Origin of the sequence: Nocardia sp. NPDC050717 (genome assembly GCF_040654275.1) — a bacterium.
In the GTDB taxonomy this organism is placed as follows: domain Bacteria; phylum Actinomycetota; class Actinomycetes; order Mycobacteriales; family Mycobacteriaceae; genus Nocardia.
On record NZ_JBFAHR010000012.1, the window covers coordinates 206,967 to 232,955 of the forward strand.

Genomic DNA, 25,989 nt, shown 5'->3' on the forward strand with positions numbered 1-25,989 from the left:
CTGTCGTGTTGAGCGAGAACCTGCTCACCGACAACCCCGCCCTCTACGAACGCACCTTCCCCGACTCCGGGGAACGCAACGCCCCCTTCGTGCACGACCTGGTGACCCGCTTCGGGACCGGTCCGGCGACCCGGCTGCTCGATGTCGGCTGCGGCACCGGCCGCGACGCGGCCCGCCTGGCCGACCTCGGCTACCTGGTCGGCGCGGTCGACATCTCGCCGCGGATGGTCGAGTACGCGCGGCAGCGCCACCCCGGCCTCACGGTCACGGTGGGTGACGCCCGCACCGTGCGCGCCGAGGAGCCGGTCGATGTGCTCACCTGCCTCGGCAGCACTCTGCTGCACCTGCACGACAGCGCCGATCTCGTCGCCGCGCTGCGCAGCTTCCACGACTGTCTGCGGCCCGGCGGGCTCGCGGTCTTCGAGATGCGCAACGGCGCCTTCCTGCTGACCGACCGGGGACGGCGCGACTTGCTCGACGAGGAACTCGTGCGCGAGGTCGAGTGGGAAGGCGTCGCCTACACCTCACGCACCTCGCTGCGCGTCGACCTGCCAGGACAGTTGCTGCGCCGGCGGCGCGCATGGTCCTGGCCCGGCTGCCAGGACCCGGTCGTCCAGCACACGGCCTGGCGCCTGCTGTTTCCGCGCGAGCTGCGATTCCTGTTGAGCCTGGCCGGTTTCGACGTGCTGGCGCTGTTCGACGAGCCGGGACCGCTGACCGATCCCGCCTGGCCGGGTGACGGTCGGCTCTCCGAGCAGCTCACCGGTGACCGGCTCCACGTCGTCGCCCGCCGGGCCGGGGTGACCGGGTGACCGGGCAGACCAGAATCGGCGTCGGCAGCGCCTTCGGCAGCTGCGGCGAGCTGCTGCAGGGGGTGACCGCCGAGGCCGATCGGCACTTCCTGGTCACGCTGCCGATCCGCGGTGGCTCGGTCGCGCTGTTCGAACCGGGCGGCCCCGGCGTGCGCGTCGACCCGCCCCACAAGACGAAAGCGCTGCGCCTGGCGACGGGCATGATCGAGCGTTCCGCCGTGCTGCGCGGCGGACGGCTGACGCTGTTCAGCGACCTGCCCGAGGGCAAGGGCCTGGCCAGTTCCACCGCCGACCTCGTCGCCACCGCCCGCGCGATCGCCGACGCCGAGTACCGGACCGCCGCGACGGCCGAGATCGAGACCGGACTGCGCGCCATCGAACCCTCCGACGGCGTGATGTATCCGGGCTCGGTCGCCTACTGCCACCGCGAGGTGCGCTTGCTCGCGCGGCTGGGCCAGTTGCCCGCGCTCACCGTCGTCGTCGGTGACGAGGGCGGTGCGGTCGACACCGTCGAATTCAATCGCCGCCCACGGCCGTTCAGCGCGGCCGTCAAGCGTGAGTACAGCGCCCTGCTGACCCGCCTCGGGACCGCGATCGCCCGGCGCGACACAGCGGGCATCGGGGCCGTTGCGACCCGCAGCGCCGTGCTGAGCGCCGCCCTGCGTGCGCGCCCGCACCTGGACGCCACGATCGCGGCGGCGCGCGAGGTGGGTGCGCTCGGTGTCGTGGTCGCCCACAGCGGCACCACGACGGGGTTCCTGATCGACGACAACGATTCCGACTATGGGCGCAAAATGGTTGCCGCCCAGCGGATCTGTGCCGAGTTCGCGGCTTCGGTGAGCGTGCATCACACGTGGCGGCCCTCGCCCCCCGACGGTGCGCAGCCGCCGACGGTCGGGAGCACCGGCCATGATCACGCGATCCCGCCCGCCCACGACCACGTCCGGGCAGTCACGGGTGGCCGGGCCGAGACCGTGCCCGGCCGCGCTGGCCTCGCGCGATCCGTGGGCCCGGCGGCTCACCCCGAACCGGCCGAGGTGTGGGTGCGATGATCACCGTGGAACAGATCCGCTTCGGCTACGACGGCCGGATCACGCTGGACGACATCAGCTTTCACGCCGAGACGGGCGCGATCGTCGGGCTGATCGGGCCCAACGGATCCGGGAAGTCCACCCTGCTGCGCCTGATGTACCGGGCATTGCGCGCGGAGTCGGGCGACATCGCCGTCGACGGAACCGCGGTCGAGACCTTGCGGGGGCGCGAGCTGGCCGCGCGGCTCGCGGTGGTCGCGCAGGAGGCGCCCCCCGACACGCCGGTGACCGTCGCCGAGACCGTCCTGCTCGGCCGTTCGCCCTGGGTCGGCGCCTACCAGGGCTATTCGCGCGCCGACCGGATCGCCGCCGCGGCCGCGCTCACCCACGTCGGCGCCAGGGCGCTGGCCGATCGCCGCTACGCGACGCTGTCGGGTGGGGAACGCCAGCGCGTCCTCATCGCCCGCGCGCTCGCCCAGCACGCCGACCATCTGCTGCTCGACGAGCCGACGAACCATCTCGACATCCGGTACCAGCACGAATTGCTCGGACTGGTCAGGGAACTCACCGGCACCACCACCATCGTGGTGCTGCACGACCTGAATCTGGCCGCGCGCTACTGCGATCGGCTGGTGCTGCTCGACCGGGGGCGCGTAGCGGCCGCCGGGTCCGTCGACGAGGTGCTGACGCCCGAGCTGCTCGAACCGGTCTACGGCATCGCCGTACGGCGGACGAGCGCCTTCGGCGCCCCGCAACTGCTGTTCGGTCCCACCGATGCGCCCGCCGGTCCGCACAGAGGGAACGAGCGCGCCGGCAGCCCGCCCGAAGGCGGTGAATCGGTGTGCGCGACAGCATCTTCGACCGACACGGCGAGAAAGGCCACGTCTCGATGACGACGACACTGCTCGACGAACCGGTCGCCGACGACCTCGACCACGCCCGCCACCGCGGGCTGACCCTGCTGTGGGTCGGTGGTCTCGGCGCGGCACTGGGCATCGCGGTCCTGCTCGCCGCCGGCCTCGGGCCGGTCTCGGTCCCGCCGGGGACGGTCGCCCGCATCATCGGCCACCACACGCTCGGTCAGCCGGTCACGCAGGACTGGAGTGCCGCGCAGGATTCCATCGTGTGGCTGGTGCGGGTGCCCCGCGTCCTGCTCGGCGCGCTGGTCGGCGCGGCGCTGGCACTGAGTGGGGCCGTGCTGCAGACGATCGTGCGCAATGTGCTCGCCGATCCGCACATTCTCGGTGTCACCTCGGGGGCCTCGACGGGCGCCGCGGTGTACCTGCTGTTCGGTGTCACCGCCGCGACCACCGCGACCGCGCTGGCCGCGAGCGCGTTCGTCGGTGCCCTGTGCGCCACGGCGCTGCTGTTCGTCATCTCCCGGATCAACGGGCAGCTCACCTCCCTGCGCCTGCTGCTGGGCGGGGTGACGATCGGCTACATCTTCTCGGCGGCGACCAGCTTCCTGATTTTCGCCTCCGACCGGCCCGAAGGCGCGCGGACCGTGCTGTTCTGGCTGCTCGGCTCACTCGGCTCGGCCGCGTGGTCCTCGGTCGGCACCACGGTGCTCGTCGTGACGGCCGCGCTGGCGGCGCTGCTGCTGATGGCGCCCCGGCTCGACGCCCTCGCCGCCGGCGACGACACCGCCCGCACCCTGGGCGTGGCCCCCAACGGTGTGCGGCTGGCGGCGCTGGTCGTCGTCGCCCTCGCCGTGGGCGCGGTGGTCGCCGTCGCGGGCGCGATCGGCTTCGTCGGGCTGATCGTGCCGCACGTCGCGCGGCTCTGCGTCGGCGGCACCCACCGGCAGGTGCTGGTGGTGAGCGCGCTGATCGGCGCGCTGTTCCTCGTGATCGCCGACGTGTTCGCGCGCACCGTGTTCGCGCCGCGCGAGCTGCCCATCGGCATCGTCACCGCCGCCGTCGGCGCACCCCTGCTCCTGCTGCTGATCCGCCGGTTCCGGCCGGCTACCCCTGCGTGAGAATCGCACTCCCCGAAAGGAATACCGTGTCCAACGGTGTCACTCTGCTCACCCGCGTCGCCGCGCCCGCACTCGCCGTGCTCGCCGCCGCCACCCTCACCGGCTGCGGCGGACCCGCCGCGTCGACCACACCGGCGGCGGACGGCTTCCCCCTGACGATCTCGAGCTGCGGCCGCGACGTCACCTTCGCCGCGCCGCCGCGCCGGGTCGTCACCGTCGGATCCATCGGCGCGCCGATGCTCGCCGCGGCGGGCGCGGCCGATCGCGTCGTGGCCCGCACCTTCGAGACGGCGCCGTTCCCCGGGGAATACGCCGAGGATCTGCGCGGTGTCGAGATCACCGCGCCCACCGGCGAACTCGCTCGCGAGGAGATCATCAACCGTGCCCCGGACCTGGTCGTGAGCTTCGAAGGCGCCGCCGTGACCCCGGACGACCTGGCCCAGGTCGGCATCCCGCTGCTGATCACCCGCGGCTACTGCCGCGACGCCGCGGGCTCCTTCGAGGACGTGTTCGCCGACATCTCCCTCTACGGACAGCTCTTCGGCACCGCGGCCGCGGCCGACGCCGAGGTGACGGCGCTGCAGAACCGGGTCGCCGCGGTGACCGACCGTCACAAGGCCACCACGACGAAAACACCTGCGGCCGCGCTGATCATCTCCCGCGACGGCGCCAAGCTCAACGCCTACGGTGGCGAGAGCACCGTCGACGCGCAGATGAAGATCCTCGGCCTGGACAACGTCTACGGCGACATCGCCAAGCGCAGTTTCGAGGCCAACACCGAAACGCTGATCGCCCGCGATCCCGAGGTGATCATCCTGCTCACCCAGGGCGATCAGACCCCCGAGTCGGCCCGCGCCGCGTTGCGGCAGCGTCCCGAGCTCGCGGGCCTGCGGGCGATCGCCGCGGACCGGATCATCGTGGCGCCCTTCGGTTACACGGGTCCCGGACCGGTGGCGGTCGAGGGTTTGGAAGTGCTGGATCGCGAGCTGGGCGCCCTGCGATGAGCGCGCCCGCCGTCACCGGCTACGTCGTGCGCGAAGCGCGCCCGGCGGATCTGCCCGGCGCACGCAGCGTCATGCTCGACACCTTCTACCGGGTGTTCGGCATCGGCTACCTGCCCGAGTACCACCAGGATGTGATCGACCCGGACACCGCCTATCTGCGGCACCCCCGCAATCGGCTCTGGGTGGCCGAACACGAGGGGGCGATCGTCGCCACCACGGCGATCCGCGCGCAGGGGCCCGCGCATCCGCCACACCCCGCCGCCCTGGCCGCGCGCTACCCGGACGCCACCACCGCCCAGCTGTTCCGGGTCTACGTCCGCCCCGAGCATCACCGCCGCGGCCTGGCCAGCCGGCTGGTGCGGGCGGCGATCGCGCACGTCCGCGCGACTCCCGCATTCGACCACCTCTACCTGCACACCGACGCGAGAACTTCGGGCGCCCTGGACTTCTGGCTGACCTTCGGGCACATCGTGCACGACGCCCGCGGCCCGCACGAGGGGTTCCAGACCGTTCACCTCGAGATCCCGCTGCGCCGCACGGAGCCGCCCACGCCCGTCACCGACCCCGCTCCGGTGTCCGACGGCACGGCCCGCTAGCGAGGACTCCCTCCGCCGATCGGGAGCCCCGGCCGCGTCCGATGTCAGCGGTCGGGGCTCGGAGGGGCCGGGGCCGCCTCGGAGACAGCGGCCCAGGATTCGATGGTGTCGGTGAGGGCTCGCCACTCCACGGTGGCGGCGGCGCGGTAGCGGGGCTCGAGCTCGTCGAAGGCCTCGGTCGCCCGGAGCGCGGTGAGCTTCGCCATCATGAGCCCGAGTGTCCGGTAGCGGTCCATCTCGCGCAGCAGCGGGACGAACTGCCCGACCAGGCGGAGCAGGAGGGGATGGGCCGCACCGAGTTCGGTCGCCGCCAGCACTCTGCCGTAGTCGAAGTCCTCGTACGCGCGCTGAGCGGCACCCTGGGCGCGGGAGCCCAGGGTGCCGACGGACAGCCGCGCGAGGGTCGTCTGCAAGACCCCGGCTCTGGTCGCCGCCGCGACCCTGCGTTCGACGCTCTCGTCCGGAGAATGCGCCACCAGCCGGAGCAGACGGATCTCCGCCCGGATCCGCTGTGCCTCGGCCGAGGACTCGAGGGCATTGGTGTTCTCGACCATCTCCTCGAAGGTGAAGGTCCGACCGGAATCCATACCCCATCATGCCCGCGGCGCCGGACCGCGACTCAGACGGGACTCGGCTGGGTGTCGTTCGCGTAGAGCTCCTCGATCTCGGCGGCGTACTTCTCGGCGACGACCTTGCGCTTGAGCTTGAGGGTGAGGGTGACCTCGTCGCCGCCCGCTTCCCAGAACGTCGGCAGCACGCGGAACCGTTTGATCTGCTCCACCCGCGACAGCGCGGTATTGCCCTGGGCCACACCCGCTTCGATGGCCGCGAGCACGATCGGGTCGACGGCGAGGGCGGCCGGGGAGGCGTCGGTGAGTCCGTGCGTGCGGGCATACGGTTCGACCGATTCGGCGTCGAGGACGATCAGCGCGGTGTTGTAGGGCCTGCCGTCGCCGATCACCGCCATCGCGCCGATGAGCGGCGTCGCCGCCTTGACCGCGTTCTCGATATTGGTGGGCGACATGTTCTTGCCCGAGGCGTTGATGATCATCTCCTTCTTGCGGTCGACGACGGTGAGATAGCCCTCGTCGTCGATCTCGACGATGTCGCCGGTGCGCAACCAGCCGTCGGCGTCGATCGCCTCGGCGGTCTGCTCGGGTAGACCGCGGTAGCCCTTCATCACCAGCGGCCCGCGCACGTGCAGTTCGCCGTCCGCGCCGCGGCGAGCCAGCATCCCGGGCAGCAGCTTGCCCACCGACCCGAGCTTGGCCTCGCGGGGATGACTGACGCTGCAGATGCAGGCCAGTTCCGACATGCCCCAGATCTCGGCGATCGGGATACCGAGGCCGGCGAAGAAGCCCAGCGTCTGCGGCGGAATCGGGGCGGCGCCCGACAGCGCCCAGCGCACGCGGTCCAGCCCGAGCGCGGCACGCAGCGTGTTCAGGACCAACTCGTCGGCGCGCGCCCACTCGGCGGCGAGCTCGGCCGGAACCGGTTCGCCTGCCAGCTGGTGGCGGCTGCGCGCGGCGGCCACCGACAGCGCCCATTCCATGGCCTGGCGCCGGGTGGCGTCGGGTTCGCCGGCGACCCGGAACTCGATGGCCGCCTTCAGCTTCTCCCACACCCGCGGCACCGCGCCCCACACCGTGGGCCGCAGGTCGACCAGCGCCGCGGCGATCTGCTTGGCATCGCCGACGCTGGTCACCTGCGTGCCCAGCACCTCCTGCACGTACAGCGCGGTGAGCCGGTCGGCGATGTGCGCGGTGGGCATGAACGAGGTGATGGTGTCGCCGAATTCGATGCCGAGCACGTCGGCGATCCCGGCAACCTGGAACAGCAGCGCGGCGTGGGTGGTCTCCACGCCCTTGGACGCGCCGGTGGTCCCCGAGGTGTAGATGAGGGTGGCCACATCGTCGGCGCGCACCGTCCGCCAGGTGGCGTCGAAATCGAAATCGGCGGGCGCGGCGGCGCGGAGCCGCTCGACCGACAGCGTTCCGTCGGGCGCGTCGTCCACGCAGACGATGTGGTCGAGGGCGACATCGGCGGCGGTGAGTGCCGCCACGTACCGCGGTTCGCAGATCACCACGCGCGCACCGGCGTTGCCGAGCACATGGGCGAGCTGTTCTGGGGGCAGCGTGTTGTACACCGAGAACGAGGTCGCGCCGACGTGCTGGGCGCCGACCTCGAGCGGGTAGAACTCCACGCGGTTGCTCATCATCAGCGCGACGGTGTCACCGCGGCGCACCCCGAGCCCGGCGAGCCCGGCGGCGACCGCCCGCACCTGGTCGGCGTACTCGCGCCAGGTGAGGGTCACGGTGTCGCCGGGAGTGCGCAGCGCGACGGCGTCGGGATCGATCGCGGCGGTGCGCTGGAACGCGGCGGGCAGGGTGTCGACGGGAGTGCTCATGAGGCGATGGCTTTCTGGTTCGCGAGGGGGAGGTGGGCGGCGACGAAAGCCGCGGCAGCCCGGTAGGACGCCCTGGTCTCGGGGACGAGCGAGGGCATGGTCTGGAAGGCGGGCATCTGATCCCGCCGGATCCGCAACTCACAGGGCGCGCCGCCAGCCGCCCGCAGCGACCCGCGCTCGCCACTCACCCGCGGCGCTCGATCGCGCGCAGGAGCTCGTGCACGGTCGTGTCGGCGGCGAGCTTGCGGTCGAGGACCACGTTGACCGCGCCGCGCAGTAGCGCGTACGGCTCCCATCCGCTCGGGGCGATGGTGCGTGGTGCCCGCCGGGCGATGCCGTCGGCGATGATGCGCGCCGCGGTGGCGGCGCTGATGCGCACGTTGAGCGGCCACGGCAGCAGGCCGTCGAGCTCGCGGCCGAGGTCGTCGGTGTCGAGCATGTCGTGGGTCATGGCGGTGTCGACGATGCCGAAATAGGCCACGCCCGCGCTGGCTCCGCTCGCCGCGAGCTCGACGCGCAGCGCCCGGCCGAACTGCTCGACCGCGGCCTTGCTCATCATGTACGGCGACCCGCCCATCCCCGGCGCGAACGCCGCGCACGAGGAGACCACCACCACGTGTCCCCGCGCCCGCACGATGTGGTCGAGGGCGGGATGCACGGTGTTGAAGGCGCCGGTGAGATTGACGCTCAGCACCCGGTCGAAGTCCGCCGGGTCCATCGTGCGGACGGTGGCGGGCACCGGCGTCACCCCGGCATTGGCGACGACCACGTCGAGGCGGCCGAACAGGCCCGTCGCCTCGTCGACCACCGCGCGCATCCTGGCGCGATCGGCCACGTCGGCGGCGAACGCGTACGCGGCCGGCCCCAGGTCCGCCGCCGTGGCCTCGGCGGCCCGCTCGTCGATGTCGACCGCGGCCACCAGGGCCCCACGGTCGTGCAGAACGGTCGCGAGTTCGCGTCCGATACCCTGGCCCGCCCCGGTGACCAGGACCGCTTTGCCCGCCAGCTCGAAGGTCGGTCCGAACCACCGGGTGGGATCGAGCGCGGACAGGCCCATCATGCCGACACCTCGTAGGACTCGATATCGAAACGCCGTGTCCGGCGGCGGTATTCGAAACTCCAGCTCGGGTACAGTCCGGCGTTGCCGCCCTCGGCGGTGGTGTAGTAGCTCTCGCATCCGCCGGTGAGCCAGACGGTGTCGGCGCTGCGGCGGCGCATCTCGTCGACGAACGCGTCCTGCACGGTCTCCCGCACCTCCACCCGGCGCTGTCCGCTCGCGCGCAGGGTCGTCAGCGCGTCGACGATGTAGGCGATCTGGGATTCGATCATGTAGACCGCCGATTGGTTCCCGGCCGCGCCGAACGGCCCGAGGGTGCAGAAGAAGTTCGGGAAGCCGGCGACGGCGGCGCCGAGATAGGTCTGCGGGCGCCGGGCGTACAGGTCCGCGATCGACTGCCCGTGGCGGCCGACGATGCGGTCGAACGCGGTGGGAATCGTGGTGAATCCGGTGCCGAAGATGATGGTGTCGACGGGGATCTCGGCGCCGCCGCGGGTGATGATCGAGTACGGTCGCACCTCGGCGATGCCGTCGGTCACGACCTCGACATTGTCCTTGTCCAGGGCGGGCAGGTAGGCGTCGGAGAAGATCGCGCGCTTGCAGCCGATCATGTAGTCCGGTGTCAGCGTGGCGCGCAGGCGCGGATCGCGGATCTGGCGGCGCAGCTGGATCCTGCCCAGCAGCTCGTAGGGGTGGCGGAACCGGTTGTCGACGAAGCCGACGAGCCCGAACCCCTCGATCAGCGAGTACCAGGTGCCGCGAACGGCCTTCTGTGCCAACGGCAGATGCCGCAGCAGCCGCCGTTCCAGGCCGAGCGTCGGGCGGTCCAGCCGCGGGACGATCCACGGGGCCGAACGCTGGAACACGGTCAGCGCCTCGACTTTCGGCTGGATCTCGGGAATGAACTGGACCGCGGAGGCGCCGGTGCCGATCACCGCGACGCGTTCGCCGGTGAGATCGTGGTCGTGATCCCAGTGCAGGGAATGGAACGTTCTGCCCCGGAAAGTGTCCAGGCCGGGCAGCACGGGGTATTTCGCCTCCGCGAAGATGCCCGCCGCGGAGACGAAGTAGTCGGCGGTGAGTTCGCCGCGCGAGGTCTCGATCCGCCACACCGCGGCGTCCTCGTCCCAGCGGGCGTCGAGGAGTTCGGTGCGCAGGCGCAGATGGCGCAGGACGTCGTGGCGTGCGGCGACCGTGCGCAGGTACTCGAGAATCTCGGGCTGCTTGCCGTAGGTCCGTGACCACGACGGGTTCGGGGCGAAGGAGTAGCTGTAGAGCTGGGAGGGGACATCGCAGGCGCAGCCGGGATAGGTGTTGGCCTGCCAGGTGCCGCCCAGGTCGTCGGCCCGTTCCAGGACGACGATGTCGTCGAACCCGGCTTCGCGCAGTTTGATCGTGAGCCCGATCCCGCCGAATCCGGCGCCGAGCACGGCGATGTGGGTGTGTTCGGTGGGCATCGGTCAGCCGATCCTTCCGAGCGGCACCGCGATGAGGCGGTCGACGACGGTGCCACGGGTGAATGTCGTGCGGGTGAGCGGCGCGGGGTATCGCCGCCGCGTGGATCGGTCGGGCAGTGCAGATGTCATGGGGGACCGGGCCTTTCGCGGTCAGAGGTCCAGGGAGAGCGCGCCGCCGGTCGAGCGCGACACGCAGGTCAGCAGGTGATCGGCGCGCTCGCCGGCGGTCAGCAGCAGATCGCGGTGCTCGACCTCACCGGCCAGGACCCGGGTCTTGCAGGTTCCGCAGAAGCCCTGCCTGCACGAGTAGACGACCCCCGGCCGCACGCGGCGGATCGCGTCCAGCACCGTCTCGGTACTGCCGACACGGACGGTGCGCCCGCTGCGGGTGAGGGTGACGTCGAACGCGCGGCCGTCGATCACGGGCCGGGCCGAGAACAGTTCGGTGTGCAGGGAGGCTGTCGGATTCAGGGTGAACAGGGTGCGCTGGGCCACCTCGAGCACCGGGGGCGGACCGCACACGTAGACCGCGGCGCCGGGGGCGGCGGTGGCGAGCAGCGCAGGGAGGTCGGGTGTGCCGGACTCGTCGTCGGGGCGGATGTCGGTGCCCGGCGGCACCTCGGCCAGGAACGGCATGGTCGCGCGCGACCGGCCCAGATACACCAGCCGTCCGCGTGCACCGGCCGCCCACGCCATCGGCAGCAGCGGGGTGATCCCGATGCCCGCGGCGACGAACAGGTACGACGGCGCGGCCTCGACGAAGGGGAAGGCGTTGCGCGGCCCACGGAGACGGAGCGGGTCGCCGGCGCGCAGCGCGTGCATCTCCAGGGAACCGCCGTCGCCGTCGGCGATCCGGCGGACCGCGAGGCGATAGCGGTGGCGCTCGCGCGGATCGCCGCACAGGGAGTACTGGCGCTGCCGCCCCGAGGCGAGGAACACATCGAGGTGTGCGCCGGGCCGCCAGGCGGGCAGGGGCGCCCCACCGGGATGGCGTAGCGTCACACCGACCACGTCTGCCGCCTCCGCACGCACCGACTCCACCACGACATCGAGGTCGAAACCGCTGTGCCGCACCGGATGCGGCGGCGAGAGCGCGGGCTGGGTGAACACCTTCTTGTAGACGTCGACGGCCACACCGAGCGCGCGCAGGCCCGGCGTCGCGACCCCGCTCACGCGCGCGCCGCCGGCGAGTGCGCCAGGTAGCGCAGCGCGTTGTCCATCGAACCCAGCTGGGAGGGATGGAAACCCGGCCGCAGGTAGCGCGGCATCTCGGTGAGGAACGTGGTGAAGCTCGGGATCACGCCGCGCACCGTCGCGCTCACGAACTGCCGTGCCCAGGACCGCCCCTTGTCCGGGCTCGGATCCTTGCGGTACAGGTACGCCGTCGAGATCACGAACAGCGGCAACAGCGTGCCGCCGGCCAGCAGCCCGGTGCGCGCCCGGCGCAGGTACCCGCCGTCGACGTGCATGTAGGCGTCGAACACCACGCTGCGGTGCTCGACCTCCTCGGCGCCGTGCCAGCGGACCAGGTCCAGCATCGTCGGGTCCATCCCGAGGTCGGCGAGCACTTCCGACTCGAGCAGCCACTCGCCGATCACGGCCGTGAAGTGCTCCATCCCGGCGAAGAGCCCCAGGCGCTCCTTGAGCCACTGCTCCTTGGCGCGACCGGACAGCCCCTGATCACCTAGCAACCGGTCGACCAGCCAGGCCACCCCGGCCACATACGACTCGACGTCGAGACCGATCGACTGCAGGTGCCGGCGCGCACCCTCATGACTGCCTGCGTGCATGGATTCCTGCCCGATGAAGCCGGTGACCTCCTCCCGCAGCCGCTCGTCGTCGATGTGGGGGAGCGCCTCGGCCAGGCAGGCGGCCATCGCGCGTTCGCCCTCGGGCAGGACCAGGTGCATCACATTGGTGACGTGCGTGGCCAGCACCTCCCCGGGGATGTAGTGCAGGGGCACCGACGAGAAGTCGAAATGCACATCCCGGGCGTGGATCGCGTGCGCCTCTTCCTGATAGGAGCGCGCCGTTGCACTGTTATCAGCCATGCAGTGACCGTACAGTGCAACAAAAAGTATCGCAATGTTGCATTCGGATCGCCTGCTACCGTCGACACGTGCTTTCCACCGCCGCGACCTCGGGAGATTCACCCACCGCCGACTCCGTCGAAGAACGGATTCTCGACGCCGCCCTCGTCCAGTTCGAGCGCGTCGGGGTGCGGAAGACCACGATCGAGGACATCGCCAGGGCGGCCGACGTGGACCGCGCGACCGTCTACCGCCGTATCGGCTCCCGCGACGACGTGGTGCGCGCGGCGTTCGAACGGGAGGTGCGAGGGCTGCTCGACGATCTGCGCGAGATCCCGGCGCGCCACGAGGCGTTCGACGACATCGTCGTCGACGTGTTCACCACGGTGATCACCCGGTGGCGCACCCATCCGCTGGTGGAGCGCCTGCTGACGCTCGAAGCCGACCGCATCCTGCCGCAGCTCACCGTCGAGGGCGGTTCGTTCTTCCTGCTGTCGGTCGCGGCATCCACCGAGATCCTCGGAAAGGTGCTGGAGGACAACCGGTTTCCGGCCATTCCCGATCTCCCGGCCCGGGTCGAGGTGGTCTGCCGGGTGGTGCACTCGCTGATCCTGCAGCCGGTCGGCGGCATCGACACGAGCTCGCCCGCGGCGCTGGCCGCGTTCGCCAGGGCCTACGTCGTCCCGATTCTCACGCGCTAGTTGTTCCCTGCGCCGCGTGTCGGACCGCACTGTCCGCAGGTGTTGACAAGCCGCCAATAGTGTTGCGATCGTAATGTTCGCTTGGGTGTCCAACTATCGGACTCCCTCCGGCTTCGTGCGGCAAGGGTCGCCGAAGTGCTGCACCGGTCCGACCATCGAGGAAACATGAGCGAGTCATCCGTCCACGCGGCGATCCGGCCGTCGGCCCGGGGCGTGCGCGGTGACGGCAGGCGCGCGCATCGCCGGCGTGCGGTCGTGGCCGCCGCCCGCGACGTCTTCGTCGTCAGCGGCTTCCACGGTGCTCGGATGGCGGAGATCAGCGCGCACGCCGGGATCAGCAAGCCCGTGCTCTACGACCACTTCGCCACCAAGCTGGACCTGTATCTGGCTGTGCTGCAACAGTATCTGGATCGCATGGTCGCCGATGTCCGCGCGGCGGTCGTCGCGGGCGGCACCCCGAGGTCCAAGGCGCGGGCCGCGGTGGCGGTGTATTTCGACTTCGTCGACGACGACCCGGGCGGGCACGTCCTGGTCTTCGAATCGTCGGTGCCGAGTGAACCCAGCATCGAATGGCGCGTGCGCTGCGCGCTGAGCGCCTGCGCCGAGACGGTCGCCGCCGAATTCCGCGACGCGGGCGTCGCCGAGGCGTCGGCGCGGATGTACGCCTGGAGCATGGTGGGCATCAGTCGCCTGGCGGCGCGCCACTGGCTCGACGCGGGCAGGCCGATTCCCAAGCAGGAGGCCGTCGACGTCGCGGCGGCCCTGTGCTGGAGCGGGTTGTCCGGCGTCGAGCGCAAATCCCCTTCCTGACGGGTGCCGCCTACAGTAGGCGCTGTCTGCCGTGCGTCGCGAATTCCGCGGCCAGCGCCTGCTTGTCGGCCTCGGTCATCCGGTGGTATTCCGGCCGGCCTCGCCCCACCCAGCGGTGGACGGGCTCGTCGGTGCACCACGCCTGTTCCCGCAGTGCCCGTTTGAGGACCTTGTTCGATCCGGTGACGGGGAGCTCGGCCGAGACCCGCAGCAGCCGGGGCGTGCCCTTGCTGCCGAGATCGGCTTGGGTACCGAGGAATTCGGTGAATTCGGGGATGTCGAAGCCGGCCGGGTCGGCGACCTCGATCGCGGCCATCACCTGGTCGCCCGAGCGCGGGTCCGGGACGGCGAAGACCGCCGCGGCGATGACGGCCGGGTGTCTGCGCAGCACGTGCTCGATCATCAGCGCCGAGGTGTTCTCCCCGTCGACCCGGATCCAATCGCCGTGGCGCCCGGCGAAATACAGGAAGCCGTCGGTGTCGAGGTAACCCAGATCGCCGGTCCAGTACCAGCCGTGCCGGACCCGGTCGGCGTCGGCGTCCTCGTTCTTGTAGTAGCCCTCGAAGGCGAGGGCCCCGTTCTTGTCGACCATCTCGCCGATGGCCGCGTCGGGATTGCGGACCCGGCCGTGCTCGTCGAGCTCGGCCCGCGCGCACTCGGCGAGGGTGTCCGGGTCGACCACCGCCACACCGGGATGCGCGGGGCGGCCGAGCGCGGTCGCCGGCGCTGCGGGATCGGGGACGGCGAGGTTCGGGCCCTCGCTCGAACCGTAACCCTCGAACAGCTCGGCGCCGAAGCGGCGGCGGAACTCGTGCTGATCGGCCACCGACGCCTCGGTGCCGAAGCCGCGGCGGAGCTGGTTGTCCGCGTCGTCCGGGGTTTCCGGCACGGCGAGCAGGTAGCCCAGGGCCTTGCCGACATAGGTGAAGAACGTGGCGCCGAAATACCGCACATCGGGCAGGAAGCGTGAGGCGGAGAACTTCGGGGTCAGGCAGACCGTGGCGCCGACCGCGAGCGCGGGCGCCCACAGGGCCATGATGGCGTTGCCGTGGAACAGCGGCATGCAGCAGTAGTCCACGTCGTCGCGGACATGCCCGAACTTCGCCACCGCCTTGTGCGCGACCACCGTGAGCCGGCGCTGACTGCACCGCACCGCCTTCGACGTACCGGTGGTGCCCGAGGTGAACAGCAGCAGCAACAGGTCCGCGGGTCCACCCACCGCGGTGGGCGGCGCGCGGTGGGCCTCGACCCTCGCGGCGTAGCCGGGATCGTCGACCAGCAGGAACCGGTCTTCGGCGAGGCCGAGATCGAGGGTCCGCAGGCGTGCCATCCCAGCGGCGTCGGTGACGATCAGCTGACAGTCGACGTAGCGGATGTCGGCGGCGAGTTGCGCGTCGCCCCTGGTCGGATTGAGTCCGGCCACGGCGGCGCCCGCCAGCGCCGCCGCGCCCAGCCAGAACACGAAGTCGGGGACGTTGTCCAGCAGCACGCCGACGTGGAAGGGGCCGTCGCGGCGCAGCGCGTGGGCGAGCTGCGCCCGCGCCGCCGACTCGGCGACCACCTCGTCCCAGGTCCAGCGCGCCTCCCGCGTGCGCAGGCCGATCCGCTGGTCACCGACCCGGTCGAGCAGCATGGTCGCGATGTCCGCCCGGGGCGCGTCGTCGATCCGTTCCGTCATCTCCGCTGTGTTCCTCCTCCGCTCACCCTGCCACGCCCGCGACCGGTGTCGCGGGCGAGACCCCTTCTCCCGCAGCCCGCTCAGGCCCGGCCTGCCGCCGCCGCGCCCGCTCTGCGCCCGAAGAACGTGCCGTCCCCGAGGGAGGTGCCGCTGATGTAGCCCCACGAGTGCAGCCCGGAGGTGGCCCGGCCCGCGGCGAACAGGCCGGGGATCGGGGCGCCGTCGAGGTCGAGCACGTGACCGTCGACCGTGGTGTGCAGACCGCCGATGGTGAAGACCTCGGCGCCGCCACGGCCCGCGGCGCCGTATTCCGGCGGGGCGATGCCGCGCTGGACGTCGATGGCCGCGAACGGTGACCGCAGCGGCCGCAGCCAGCGGGGCGCCTTGTGGAAGTACGGGTCGCTGCCCTCGGCGGCGTGCCGGTTGTACTCGGTGATCGTGGTCTGCAGGGCGCCCGGCGGCATGCCGATCTGCTGTTCGAGGTCGTCGAGCGTCTCGGCCACGAAATGCGGCTGCACACCCCAGCGTTCGTTCTCCGGCACTTCCTCGTAGGCCTGCTCGTCCAGGATCACCCACACCTTCAGGCCGTGCTTGAACAGCGCGGCCTGGCCCACGAGCCCGGGGTAGACGTCCTCGTTGATGAAGCGGCGGCCCTTGTCGTCGACGATCATGCCGCGCACCATCATGCCGGGGATCAGCGAGATGCCGACCTGCGCGGCGGACATGTGCCGGACCGCGGCGCCCGCGGCCTGCGCCATCACCACGCCGCGACCGTCGTCGCCGCCATCGCTGTTGACCCCGAGACCGACCAGCTGCGGCGCGTGCTGCGCCACCATCTCGGCGTTGTCGGCGAACCCGCCCGTGGTCAGCACGACCCCGCGGCGGGCGCGGTAGGTGTGGAGCCTGCCGTACTGCTTGGCGACGACACCGACGACCCGGCCGCCCTCGGTGATCAGGCGGGTCGCGTTCGAATCGGTGTGCACCGCGACGGAAGTGGCGGCGACGGCCTCGCTCAGCTTCTGCATGAGCACCTTTCCGCCGAAGCCGTCGGAGGTGACCCGGTGTCCGCGCGGCGCGGGCTTCGCCAGTTCGGCGAAGGGCCACGCGTTCTCGCCCATCCACATCAGACCGTCGTCGGTCGGCGGCACCCAGGTGGGGGAGTCCCACAGCGACGGCTTGAACGGCACGCCGTGGTCGACGAGCCACCGGTAGTGGCGGGTGCTCTCGCGGCTGTAGAGCTCGACCTTCGCCCGATCGGCGTCGGGGCCGAGGGCGGCGAGCAGGAACGCCGCCATGTCCTCGGCGGTGTCCTCGAAGCCGCACGCGCGCTGGATGTCGGTGCCGCCGCCCAGGTACATCTCGCCGCCGGACAGTGCCGAGGACCCGCCGCCGCCACTGAACTTCTCCAGGACGATGACCTCGGCCCCCGTCGCGGCCGCCTCGAGCGCGGCGGCGGCGCCCGCGCAGCCGTAGCCCACGACGAGAACGTCGGTCTCGTGGTCGAATCCGCCGAGCTCGCCCGCATCGACGGGTGTCACCGAATTGTCTTTCATGCCCGCTCCCATCCGCTGTGCTGCGGCGCACGCTAGGACCTCGCGCGGGCGCCCGGCGGGGGAGTGTCCACCCAGCGGGAGGCCGTCAGTCCGCCGGCGCGGCCACCGCGGGTTCGTCGGGCTCGTCCACCGCCGGGGGTGGTCCGGTGGCCGCGTCGATCTGCTCGCCGAGGTAGCGGATGACCACCGCGATCATCGCGACGACGGGGACGGCGAGGAAGGCGCCGGTGATGCCGTACAGCGAGCCGCCCGCGGTCACCGCGAGCAGCACGATCACCGCGTGCAGCTCCATGCTGCGGCTCTGCAGGACCGGTTGCAGCACATTGCCTTCCAGCTGCTGCACGGCGATGACGATGCCGAGCACGATCAGCGCCGTGGTGAACCCGTTGCCGACCAGTGCGACGAGGACCGCCAGCGCACCGGCGACGAACGCGCCGACCATCGGCACGAAGCCGCCGATGAAGGTGATCACCGACAGCACCATCGCCAGCGGCACGTCCAGAATGAACAACCCCGCACCGATGAGCACGGCGTCGACCAGGCTGACGATCGCCTGCGTGCGGATGAACCCACCCAGCGTCGCCCACACGCGCTCGAGCACGGCCTCGACGTGCCTGCCGCTGCGGCTGCCGAACACCGCGTGCATCCAGGGCAGGAAACGGCGGCCGTCCTTCAGGAAGAAGAACACCAGCACCAGGACCAGGAACACGGTGATCAGGACCGAGGTCGCGGTGGAGACGCCGGTGAACACACCGCTGGCGATCTGCGCGCCGCTGGACTGGAGCCTGCCGACGATGGCGTCGACGGCGGAATCGAGTTGCTCGTCGCGGATCCGCAAGGGCGGTCCCTGGATCCAGTCGCGCACCTGGTTGACGCCCTCGGTCGACTTGTCCGCGAGTTCGGGCGCCTGATCGGCCACCGAGGGCACGATCAGCGCGATGACACCGGCCAGTACCCCGACGAAGCCGAGCAGGGTCACCGTCGCGGCCAGCGCGGGCGGAAAACGATGCGCGGTCAGCCACCGGGCCGGTGGCCACAGAATCGTCGTCACCACGATCGCCAGGGCGACCGGCAGGAGCACCACCCACAGCCGCGCGGCGACGGTGCCGAGCACCCAGGCGCCCAGCCCGATCGCGACGATGCACAGCGACCATTTGGCCAGCCACAGCAACCCGCCGCCGATCACGTCCCCGCGGTCGCGGCGCGGCGTGCCGGTCGATCGCGTTCCACTCGGTTCTTTCCCCTGCCCGCTCACGCCGCCAGTCTGACACGTCGGCCGCGATTCGTGGCGGCGGCCGGTCGCCGCTCAGGCGCGTCGGAGCGGGGGCGCGGGCAGGTGCGCGTCCATCCAGCGCAGCAGGAGATCGACGGATTCGGCGCAATCCCCGCCCGCGCCGGACTCCGCCCATTCGATCAGCGCGGCGAAGGTGGCCGACTGGTAGGCGGTCGCGAGGGCGCGGCAGATGGCGGCGGGGGAGTCGGGCAGGCGGCGCGCGAGATAGCCCGCGAGCGTGTCGATCCAGGGCTGGTAGACCCGGGGCGCGGTGGCGGCGAGTTCGGGTTCCGAGGAGATCAGCCGCAGCCAGTCCGGCGCGAGCTCGTGGATACGCGGATCGCGCGACACCGACTCCACGATCGCCGTGCGGACCACCACCGCGGGCGGCTCGTCGTCGCCGGCGGCGGTGAGCACGTCGCGCAGCCGCTCGGTCGCGGGCCCGACCCCGAGCCAGGCGATCTCGGCGCGGGAGGAGAAGTGCCGCAACAGGGTTCGGGTGCTGATCCCGGTGGCCTCGGCCAGATCGTTCCAGTTGGTGGTGGCGAAGCCGCGGTCGGTCCACAGGCGCAACGCCCCGGCGGACACGGCCCTGGTGTCCAGCACGGAGGGGCGGCCGGGGCGGCGGGGAGCTGGCTCTGTCACCGCGAAAGCCAACCAGTTTTGGCGAAGTGTGTCAATATTGGGCCGACCCCACCGAAACAGGAGAAAAAGTATGGATTTCGTCAACTCGTCCGCGATCGTCACCGGCGGGGCGTCGGGTCTCGGCTTGGCCACCGTGCGGGAGCTGCACGCGCAGGGCGCGAAGGTCGTCATCGTCGATCTCCCCTCGTCCGACGGCGCCACCATCGCCAAGGAGCTGGGCGAGGGCGCGGCCTTCGCGGCGGCGGACGTGACCGACGAGTCGGCGGTGTCGGCGGCGCTCGATGTCGCCGAATCGCTGGCCCCGCTGCGGATCGCCGTGAACTGCGCGGGCATCGGCAACGCGATCAAGACGGTCGGCAAGAAGGGTGCGTTCCCGCTCGCCGATTTCACCAAGGTCGTCAACGTCAACCTGATCGGCACGTTCAACGTGATCCGCCTGGCCGCCGAGCGCATGTCGGTGGTCGAGCCGGTCGGCGAGGAGCGCGGCGTCATCATCAACACCGCCTCCGTCGCCGCCTACGACGGCCAGATCGGCCAGGCCGCCTATTCCGCGTCCAAGGGCGGCATCGTCGGCCTGACCCTGCCGGTCGCGCGCGACCTCGCCGGGTTCAAGATCCGCGTCGTGACCATCGCGCCCGGCCTGTTCCGCACCCCGCTGTTCGAGACGCTGCCCGAGGAGGCGCTGCAGTCCCTCGGCGCCCAGGTGCCGCACCCCTCGCGCCTGGGTCAGCCCACCGAGTTCGCCGCCCTGGCCCGCCACATCGTGGAGAACCCGATGCTCAACGGCGAGACCATCCGCCTCGACGGCGCCATCCGGATGGCCCCGCGCTGATCATCGCGACCTCCGGCCGGGCACACGGCCGGAGGTCGACGGACCTGTCGCCGCCGGTTATTCGCTAGCGAGGCTCGGCCGCGCACCACGCCGTGAGACCCGGACCCGCCGTGTGGCGGAGGAAGTCGGAGTCGGCGAGGCGGTCGGCGGTGCCGAGAGCGACGGTCAGGTCGAGGGATTCGGCGAGCCGGTACGGACGGCTCTCCAGTGCCGAGCCGACGAGGCGGCGCAGCCTGGAGATCTCGGCGCGGACCGCGACCGCGTGCTCGGGGTCGCCGTAGAGGGCTTCGCTGAGCCCGCGCACCGTCATGCCGCGTCGGCCGTGCAGGTGCAGGAGCAGCAGGATCTCCGCGTGCCGGGCGGACAGTGAACTGCGCCAGCCGGATTCGCCACCGAGCACGCTGAGCGTCGGCGGCCCCGAGAGGTCGAGTTCCCAGCGTGTGCCGCGCGGACGCGAGTCCGGACGCAGGAGCCAGCCGTCGGCGAGTCGCTCGGCGACGCACGTGCCGAGCCCGGGGACCGAGACCGCGCGATCGGACCGCGGCACCGCGACCCGGCGGGTGGCGGCCACGCCCACCGCGTGCGCCACCCAGCCGTGCTCGTCGACGACCAGCGCCGGTCCGCTGACGGCCGCGAGCGCGGGAGCCGCCGCCGAGCGGAGCCGGTCGAGCCGGGTCTCGTGATGGCGCCACAGCTGCGACTCCGCGAGCCGGACGCCGGTGGCCACCAGCGCGGTGATCGCGGGATGCAGGGTCAGGGCGGGGCCGCTGATGTCGACGATGCCGAGCAACTCGCCGGTGCGCGGGTCGTGGATCGGCGCCGCGGTGCAGTACCAGGGATGCTGGTACTGCTCGAAGTGCTCGCCGGAGAACAGCTGCACCGGGGCGGCCTCGGTCAGCGCAGTACCGATCGCGTTCGTTCCCACGGCGTCCTCGGTCCAGCTGGCGCCCTCCCGGAAACCCAGCGAATCCGCGCGATGGCGCACCTTGGCCGAGCCGTACCGCCACAGCACCACGCCCTCGGCGTCGGCCACCACCAGCATCAGCTGGGAGGAGGTGTCGGCCAGACAGGCGACCGCCTGGGTCAGGTCCTCGATCACCGCGGTGAGCAGCGACTCGCGCCGCCGGCGTTCGACCTCGGCCACCGGGAGCACCGAGCGGGCGCGCGGTTGGTCGGGGACCAGGCCCGCGGCCAGCACCCGCGTCCACGAGCGGGCGACGAGCGGGCGCGGGCGCAGTGGTGAGTGGCTGCCCGCGATCACCGCGTCGTGCATGCGGATCAGCTCGCGCGCGTAGCCGGAGAGGTCGGTGCCGGGCTCGACCGCGCTGAAATCGCCCACGATCCACCCTTCATCCGTTGCAACGCATTGCAACGATTGTGCCACCTGCCGGTCATGACGTGTGCTCTAGGTCACAGATTGTGAAGGAGGATTCGATGACCCAGACACTCGATCCCGTCGTGCGCGGAGCGGACGCGGCCGGACCGCAGCAGCGCGTGGACGCCTGGTTGGCGGCGTTCGAAGCGGCACTGGCCGCGCGCGACATCGACACCGCGGCAGGCATGTTCGCCACCGACAGCTTCTGGCGCGATTTGATCGCGTTCACCTGGAACATCAAGACCGTCGAGGGCAGAGCGGGCGTCGCCGACCTGCTCAGCGCGCAACTCGACGAGACCGACCCGTCCGGATTCCACACCACCGAACCGCCGACCGAGGACGACGGCGTGATCAGCGCGTGGATCGGGTTCGAGACCGGGGTCGGCCGCGGCGTCGGGCATCTGCGGCTCACCGACGAGGGCGCGTGGACGCTGCTGACCACCATGCAGGAGCTCAAAGGCCACGAGGAGGGCAAAGGGCCACGACGGCCAAGGGGTGTGCGCCACGGCGCCGACCGTGCCAGGGTGACCTGGTCCGAGCAGCGCGAGCGTGAGGAGAGCGAACTCGGCTACACCCGCCAGCCGTACGTGCTCGTCGTCGGCGGCGGGCAGGGCGGCATCGCCCTCGGCGCGCGGATGCGCCAGCTCGGCGTGCCCGCGCTCGTCGTCGACAAGCACGACCGGCCCGGAGACCAGTGGCGCAAGCGGTACAAGTCGCTGTGCCTGCACGACCCGGTCTGGTACGACCACCTGCCGTATCTGCCGTTCCCCGACAACTGGCCGGTCTTCGCGCCGAAGGACAAGATCGGCGACTGGCTCGAGATGTACACGAAGGTGATGGAGGTGCCGTACTGGTCCAAGACCACGTGCACCTCGGCGCGCTACGACGAGGCGAGCGAGACCTGGACCGTCGAGGTCGAACGCGACGGCGAGCCCGTGGTGCTGCGGCCACGACACCTGGTGCTCGCGACGGGGATGTCGGGCAAGCCGAATGTTCCGGATTTCCCCGGGATGGACCGGTTCCGGGGCGACCAACACCATTCCAGTCAGCATCCGGGACCGGATCGATACGCGGGCAAACGCGCCGTGGTGATCGGGGCGAACAATTCCGCGCACGACATCTGCGCGGCGCTGTGGGAAGCCGGCGCCCAGGTCACCATGGTGCAGCGGTCCTCGACGCACATCGTCAAATCGGATTCGCTGATGGAGATCGGGCTCGGCGATCTGTACTCGGAGCGGGCGCTGGCCGCCGGAATGACCACGCAGAAGGCCGATCTCACCTTCGCCTCGCTGCCGTACCGGATCATGCCCGAGTTCCAGATCCCGGTCTACGACGCGATCCGGGAGCGCGACGCCGACTTCTACGCGCGCCTCGAACGCGCCGGTTTCGATCTCGACTGGGGCGACGACGGATCGGGGCTGTTCATGAAGTACCTGCGCCGGGGCTCGGGCTACTACATCGATGTGGGCGCCGCCGAACTCGTCGCCAACGGCGACATCGCGTTGGCGCACGGGCAGGTGCGCGAACTCACCGAGGACGGCGTGGTCCTCGCCGACGGCACCGAACTGCCCGCCGACCTCGTCGTCTACGCCACCGGCTACGGCTCGATGAACGGCTGGGCCGCCGATCTCATCGGGAGGACGTCGCCGACACGGTGGGCAAGTGCTGGGGATTCGGCTCCGGCACCACCAAGGATCCCGGGCCGTGGGAGGGCGAACTGCGCAACATGTGGAAGCCGACCCAGCAGCCCGGCCTGTGGTTCCACGGCGGCAATCTGCATCAGTCCCGGCACTACTCGCTGTACCTGGCGCTGCAGCTCAAGGCCAGATACGAAGGCGTCCCGACGCCGGTCTACGGGAAGCAGGAGGTCCATCACCTGAGCTGACCGACCGTCGGCCGAAACACTGGCCGAGGTCACATCGTCGACCGGCCCCGTGTCGTTCGGTTGCCCAGAATCCGTAGATCTTCCGTTCCGCGGCGGGGCGGGCACCGAATCATAGTTTCTGGTGCAGTGCCTGACCACGGGCGCCGCCGCGGCACGGGGGCCGGGCGATCGGGCACCACCCGGCAGCGTGGCCGGGCCGAGAAAGGCGCGCGGAGATGCCGAGCGATGTCGTCGATGTGTCGGTGGAATTCCCGGTCTCGCGGCGGGCGTTGTGGGACGTGCTGCTGGACCCGCAGAGCTACCCCCGGCTGTGGACGGGGATCGGGGCGTGCGAGCGCCTGCTGCAGCCCGACCGCAGCACCCTGTGGCAGGTGCGGATCGGCGACGCGGCCGTCGGCGTCCGGCACACCGATCTGGCGCTGACGATCGGGCGCTGGTACGAGAGCTTCGAGCTGCACAACCCGGAGTCCGGCGGCTTCGCGCTGATCCGGCTCACCGGCGACGAGCAGCGCACCCGGGTGAGCGTCACCGTGTTCGCGGCGCCGCGGCTGCACCCCGCGCTGGCGGGGACCACCAACTCCGCGGTCATCGGCTGGGTCGAACAGGGGCTTGGCCGGGCCGTCGACATCGTGCGCGGCGCGCGGACCTCGGTGGTGTCCAACGGTGCGCGCGCGCCGATCCGGCGCAAGTCGGAACTGGTGCGGTGGTGCCTGCAATCGGGCCTGATCGCGCCGCCGCTGACCTCGGCCAGGCAACTGCGCTCGCTCTACCGGTGGGGCTTCAACCTCGCCGGCGGCTACGCGGCGGGCGCCGCGCACAGCCCCGAGCAGCTCGCATTGATCGACGACGTGAGCACGGCCACCTTCCAGGAGACCGACAAGCGCACCACCGCGCTGGCAGGCGCGATGTACGAGGTGGGCCTCCGCGCGGGGGACGCGGTCGGCCTGCTGGCCGGAAACCACTGCGGCATGGTCGAAACCATGGTCGCCGCGGGTAAACTCGGCGTCGACGTGGCTCTGCTCAACGCCGGGCTCTCCGGGCGGCGGATCGAGGACATCGTGCAGCGCCACCGGCTCTCCGCGCTGTTCGTCGACACCGGGCTCACCCATCTCGTGCGCTACCTGCACGGCGGGCTGCCGCGCTTCCTCACCGACGATCAGCCCGCCGACCCGGCCCGGATCACGATCGAGGACCTGATCGCCATGGGCCGCACGACCTTTCCCGAACCCACCACCCCCGGCCGCCAGATCGTGCTGACCTCGGGCACCAGCGGCACGCCCAAGGGCGCCCGGCGCCCGCACCCGAAGGGTTTCGACACCCTGGTCGCGCTGCTGTCGCGCATCCCGATCCGGGTCGGCGCCACGATGATGATCCCGGCGCCGCTGTTCCACACCTGGGGCCTGTCGGCCCTGCAGCTGAGCACCGCGGTGCGCGCCACCGTGGTGCTCGCACAGGGCTTCGACGCCGAGGAGGCGCTGCGCCGCATCGCCGAACACCGGGTGACCACGCTCATCGCCGTGCCGACCATGGTGCAGCGTCTCGTCGACGTGCCCGCGGCTGTGCGGGACCGCTACGACCTGAGCAGTCTGCGGCAGGTGATCAGCTGCGGCGCGCCGCTGGCGGCGATCACCGTCGACCGGTTCCTGCACGACTACGGCCATATCCTCTACAACCTCTACGGTTCCACCGAGGTGTCCTGGGCGAGCGTGGCCGGGCCAGAGGACCTGCGCGCCGCGCCCACCACGGCAGGCCGCCCGCCGCTGGGCACCCGCCTCGCGATACTCGGTCCCGACCGCGCTCCGGTGCCGGTCGGAGTGGTCGGGCGGATCTTCGTCGGCAACCACATGCTGTTCGACGGCTACGTCAGCGACGCGCCGCCCGAGGAAGCCGACGGCATGCTCGACACCGGCGACCTCGGCTACCTCGATGCCGAGGGCAGGCTCTTCGTGGCCGGCCGCGACGACGAGATGATCATCTCCGGCGGCGAGAACGTCTTCCCGCGCCCGGTCGAGGAGGCGATCGCCTACCTGCCCCAGGTCACCGACGTGGCGGTGGTGGGCGTGCCCGATCGCGAGTTCGGCCAGCGGCTGGCCGCGTTCCTGGTCAAGAGCGAGAACTCCGGGCTTGACCCGGAGATGGTGCGGACCTACATCCGGAACCGGCTCAGCCGCTTCTCGGTCCCGCGCGATGTCACCTTTCTCAGCGCACTGCCGCGCGGGGAGACCGGCAAGGTGCTCAAACGTCTGCTGATCGACCAGGGCGGGCTGGCGGGGTGAGCGCCACCGCTATCCGGCATCGCTCCTGTTGACGGAGGCCGGTGACGGCGCCCCGCAAACCTACAGCTATGTTGTCTGCGGATGGTGGGTTCGATGCGGTGGTGCAGAGGGTGAAGGGGTCGGGATGGCGGCGCTGGGCACGGTGGCGGTGCGCGCGGATCGAGAACGGCGCGCGACGTTCTCGGAGCGGCGGTTCGAGCGGTTCGTGACGCTGGCCGACGGATTGTCGCCGGAGTCGCTCGAGATTCTGATCGGCTTCGCCGGGCGATTGCGCGCCGTCGAGGGCATCGGCATCGACCCGCTGGTCGAGTAGCGACCTGGTGGTATAGCTGTAACGCATGGTTGCGGTAACCTTGTGCGGTACTGCCGGTACCACTAAACTGGGGGCAGCACTGTTCTAGGAGGCATCGATGACGCTGTCCACCGCGAAGAAGCCGGGCGCACCCGGGTACACCGAGATTCTGCGCACCCTGTCCGAGGGGTCCGTCGCCAAACATTTCGATCCCTATGTCGACATCGACTGGGATTCGCCGGAGTTCGCCGTACACAGCGACGATCCGCGCTGGATCATGCCGGAGGAGGACCCGCT

25 protein-coding genes and 1 pseudogene are annotated in these 25,989 nt (G+C 71.1%); 13 read left to right on the top strand and 13 right to left on the bottom strand.

Features of this window, described 5'->3' with window-relative positions; genetic code table 11:
- Positions 1-5: 5 nt before the first annotated feature.
- The 6 genes from AB0H56_RS23495 to AB0H56_RS23520 are packed head-to-tail and all read left to right on the top strand — an operon-like array spanning position 6 to position 5,421.
- Entirely contained in the window at positions 6-812 is an 807-nt protein-coding gene (locus AB0H56_RS23495; protein WP_357167063.1) for a class I SAM-dependent methyltransferase, read from the top strand.
- Entirely contained in the window at positions 809-1,864 is a 1,056-nt protein-coding gene (locus tag AB0H56_RS23500; protein ID WP_357167066.1) for a hypothetical protein, read from the top strand. Before AB0H56_RS23495 ends, AB0H56_RS23500 begins: the two co-directional genes overlap by 4 nt.
- Positions 1,861-2,736: an ABC transporter ATP-binding protein gene (locus AB0H56_RS23505; protein ID WP_357167070.1), complete on the top strand. Its 876-nt coding sequence runs from the start codon at positions 1,861-1,863 to the stop codon at positions 2,734-2,736. The genes AB0H56_RS23500 and AB0H56_RS23505 overlap by 4 nt, the downstream gene beginning before the upstream one ends.
- On the top strand, positions 2,733-3,821 hold the full coding sequence (locus tag AB0H56_RS23510) for an iron ABC transporter permease (RefSeq protein ID WP_357167073.1): 1,089 nt from the start codon (positions 2,733-2,735) through the stop codon (positions 3,819-3,821). The genes AB0H56_RS23505 and AB0H56_RS23510 overlap by 4 nt, the downstream gene beginning before the upstream one ends.
- 26 nt (positions 3,822-3,847) lie before the next feature.
- On the top strand, positions 3,848-4,825 hold the full coding sequence (locus AB0H56_RS23515; protein ID WP_357167076.1) for an ABC transporter substrate-binding protein: 978 nt from the start codon (positions 3,848-3,850) through the stop codon (positions 4,823-4,825).
- On the top strand, positions 4,822-5,421 hold the full coding sequence (locus tag AB0H56_RS23520) for a GNAT family N-acetyltransferase (protein ID WP_357167079.1): 600 nt from the start codon (positions 4,822-4,824) through the stop codon (positions 5,419-5,421). The genes AB0H56_RS23515 and AB0H56_RS23520 overlap by 4 nt, the downstream gene beginning before the upstream one ends.
- A 44-nt stretch (positions 5,422-5,465) precedes the next feature.
- On the opposite strand, the gene AB0H56_RS23525 is transcribed toward AB0H56_RS23520, so the two are convergent.
- From AB0H56_RS23525 to AB0H56_RS23560, 8 genes are read right to left on the bottom strand one after another with little or no spacing between them, the layout of a single operon-like run.
- Positions 5,466-6,008 (bottom strand): hypothetical protein, encoded by a 543-nt coding sequence (locus AB0H56_RS23525; protein ID WP_357167082.1) that lies wholly within the window; start codon positions 6,006-6,008, stop codon positions 5,466-5,468.
- A 32-nt stretch (positions 6,009-6,040) separates the two neighbouring features.
- Positions 6,041-7,828 carry a fatty acid--CoA ligase FadD11 gene (gene fadD11, locus AB0H56_RS23530; protein WP_357167085.1) on the bottom strand — a complete coding sequence of 596 codons (1,788 nt, stop codon included), beginning with the start codon at positions 7,826-7,828 and terminating at the stop codon, positions 6,041-6,043.
- Entirely contained in the window at positions 7,825-8,016 is a 192-nt protein-coding gene (locus AB0H56_RS23535) for a hypothetical protein (protein WP_357167088.1), read from the bottom strand. Before AB0H56_RS23535 ends, fadD11 begins: the two co-directional genes overlap by 4 nt.
- Positions 8,013-8,888: a short-chain dehydrogenase/reductase gene (locus AB0H56_RS23540; protein ID WP_357167091.1), complete on the bottom strand. Its 876-nt coding sequence runs from the start codon at positions 8,886-8,888 to the stop codon at positions 8,013-8,015. The genes AB0H56_RS23535 and AB0H56_RS23540 overlap by 4 nt, the downstream gene beginning before the upstream one ends.
- Complete coding sequence (locus tag AB0H56_RS23545) at positions 8,885-10,342, bottom strand: NAD(P)/FAD-dependent oxidoreductase (protein ID WP_357167094.1); 1,458 nt, start codon at positions 10,340-10,342, stop codon at positions 8,885-8,887. Before AB0H56_RS23545 ends, AB0H56_RS23540 begins: the two co-directional genes overlap by 4 nt.
- Before the next feature lie 3 nt (positions 10,343-10,345).
- Positions 10,346-10,471 carry a hypothetical protein gene (locus tag AB0H56_RS23550; RefSeq protein WP_357167097.1) on the bottom strand — a complete coding sequence of 42 codons (126 nt, stop codon included), beginning with the start codon at positions 10,469-10,471 and terminating at the stop codon, positions 10,346-10,348.
- A 21-nt stretch (positions 10,472-10,492) separates the two neighbouring features.
- Entirely contained in the window at positions 10,493-11,491 is a 999-nt protein-coding gene (locus tag AB0H56_RS23555; RefSeq protein WP_357167151.1) for a PDR/VanB family oxidoreductase, read from the bottom strand.
- Between the two features lie 20 nt (positions 11,492-11,511).
- A complete protein-coding gene (locus AB0H56_RS23560) occupies positions 11,512-12,393 on the bottom strand; it encodes a metal-dependent hydrolase (RefSeq protein ID WP_357167100.1) in 882 nt (293 codons plus the stop codon).
- A 68-nt stretch (positions 12,394-12,461) separates the two neighbouring features.
- Here AB0H56_RS23560 and AB0H56_RS23565 point away from each other — a divergent pair, with 68 nt between their 5' ends.
- Complete coding sequence (locus AB0H56_RS23565; protein WP_357167103.1) at positions 12,462-13,073, top strand: TetR/AcrR family transcriptional regulator; 612 nt, start codon at positions 12,462-12,464, stop codon at positions 13,071-13,073.
- A 165-nt stretch (positions 13,074-13,238) separates the two neighbouring features.
- Positions 13,239-13,883, top strand: a complete 645-nt coding sequence (locus AB0H56_RS23570) for a TetR/AcrR family transcriptional regulator (RefSeq protein ID WP_357167106.1) — start codon at positions 13,239-13,241, stop codon at positions 13,881-13,883.
- A gap of 10 nt (positions 13,884-13,893) precedes the next feature.
- Here AB0H56_RS23570 and AB0H56_RS23575 read toward each other — a convergent pair whose 3' ends face one another.
- The 4 genes from AB0H56_RS23575 to AB0H56_RS23590 form a co-directional block, all read right to left on the bottom strand.
- Positions 13,894-15,561 (bottom strand): AMP-binding protein, encoded by a 1,668-nt coding sequence (locus AB0H56_RS23575; RefSeq protein WP_357167109.1) that lies wholly within the window; start codon positions 15,559-15,561, stop codon positions 13,894-13,896.
- Positions 15,562-15,641: 80 nt separating this feature from the next.
- On the bottom strand, positions 15,642-17,114 hold the full coding sequence (locus AB0H56_RS23580; RefSeq protein WP_357167114.1) for an FAD-dependent oxidoreductase: 1,473 nt from the start codon (positions 17,112-17,114) through the stop codon (positions 15,642-15,644).
- An 85-nt stretch (positions 17,115-17,199) separates the two neighbouring features.
- On the bottom strand, positions 17,200-18,369 hold the full coding sequence (locus AB0H56_RS23585; RefSeq protein WP_357167117.1) for an AI-2E family transporter: 1,170 nt from the start codon (positions 18,367-18,369) through the stop codon (positions 17,200-17,202).
- A gap of 51 nt (positions 18,370-18,420) precedes the next feature.
- Positions 18,421-19,032, bottom strand: coding sequence for a TetR family transcriptional regulator (locus tag AB0H56_RS23590; protein ID WP_357167120.1), 612 nt, complete (start codon positions 19,030-19,032; stop codon positions 18,421-18,423).
- Between the two features lie 70 nt (positions 19,033-19,102).
- Between AB0H56_RS23590 and AB0H56_RS23595 the strand changes: the two genes are divergently transcribed.
- Entirely contained in the window at positions 19,103-19,864 is a 762-nt protein-coding gene (locus AB0H56_RS23595; RefSeq protein ID WP_357167123.1) for a 3-hydroxyacyl-CoA dehydrogenase, read from the top strand.
- Between the two features lie 64 nt (positions 19,865-19,928).
- Here AB0H56_RS23595 and AB0H56_RS23600 read toward each other — a convergent pair whose 3' ends face one another.
- On the bottom strand, positions 19,929-21,203 hold the full coding sequence (locus AB0H56_RS23600) for a transcriptional regulator (RefSeq protein WP_357167126.1): 1,275 nt from the start codon (positions 21,201-21,203) through the stop codon (positions 19,929-19,931).
- Between the two features lie 95 nt (positions 21,204-21,298).
- On the opposite strand from AB0H56_RS23600, the pseudogene AB0H56_RS23605 reads away from it, so the two are divergent.
- From AB0H56_RS23605 to AB0H56_RS23620, 4 genes and pseudogenes are all read left to right on the top strand, one after another.
- Positions 21,299-23,124: pseudogene (locus AB0H56_RS23605) on the top strand (NAD(P)/FAD-dependent oxidoreductase).
- A gap of 215 nt (positions 23,125-23,339) precedes the next feature.
- Positions 23,340-25,400, top strand: a complete 2,061-nt coding sequence (locus AB0H56_RS23610; RefSeq protein ID WP_357167129.1) for an AMP-binding protein — start codon at positions 23,340-23,342, stop codon at positions 25,398-25,400.
- Between the two features lie 124 nt (positions 25,401-25,524).
- Entirely contained in the window at positions 25,525-25,713 is a 189-nt protein-coding gene (locus AB0H56_RS23615; protein ID WP_357167132.1) for a hypothetical protein, read from the top strand.
- A gap of 97 nt (positions 25,714-25,810) precedes the next feature.
- On the top strand, positions 25,811-25,989 hold a 179-nt coding region (locus AB0H56_RS23620; RefSeq protein WP_357167154.1), incomplete at its 3' end, for a diiron oxygenase.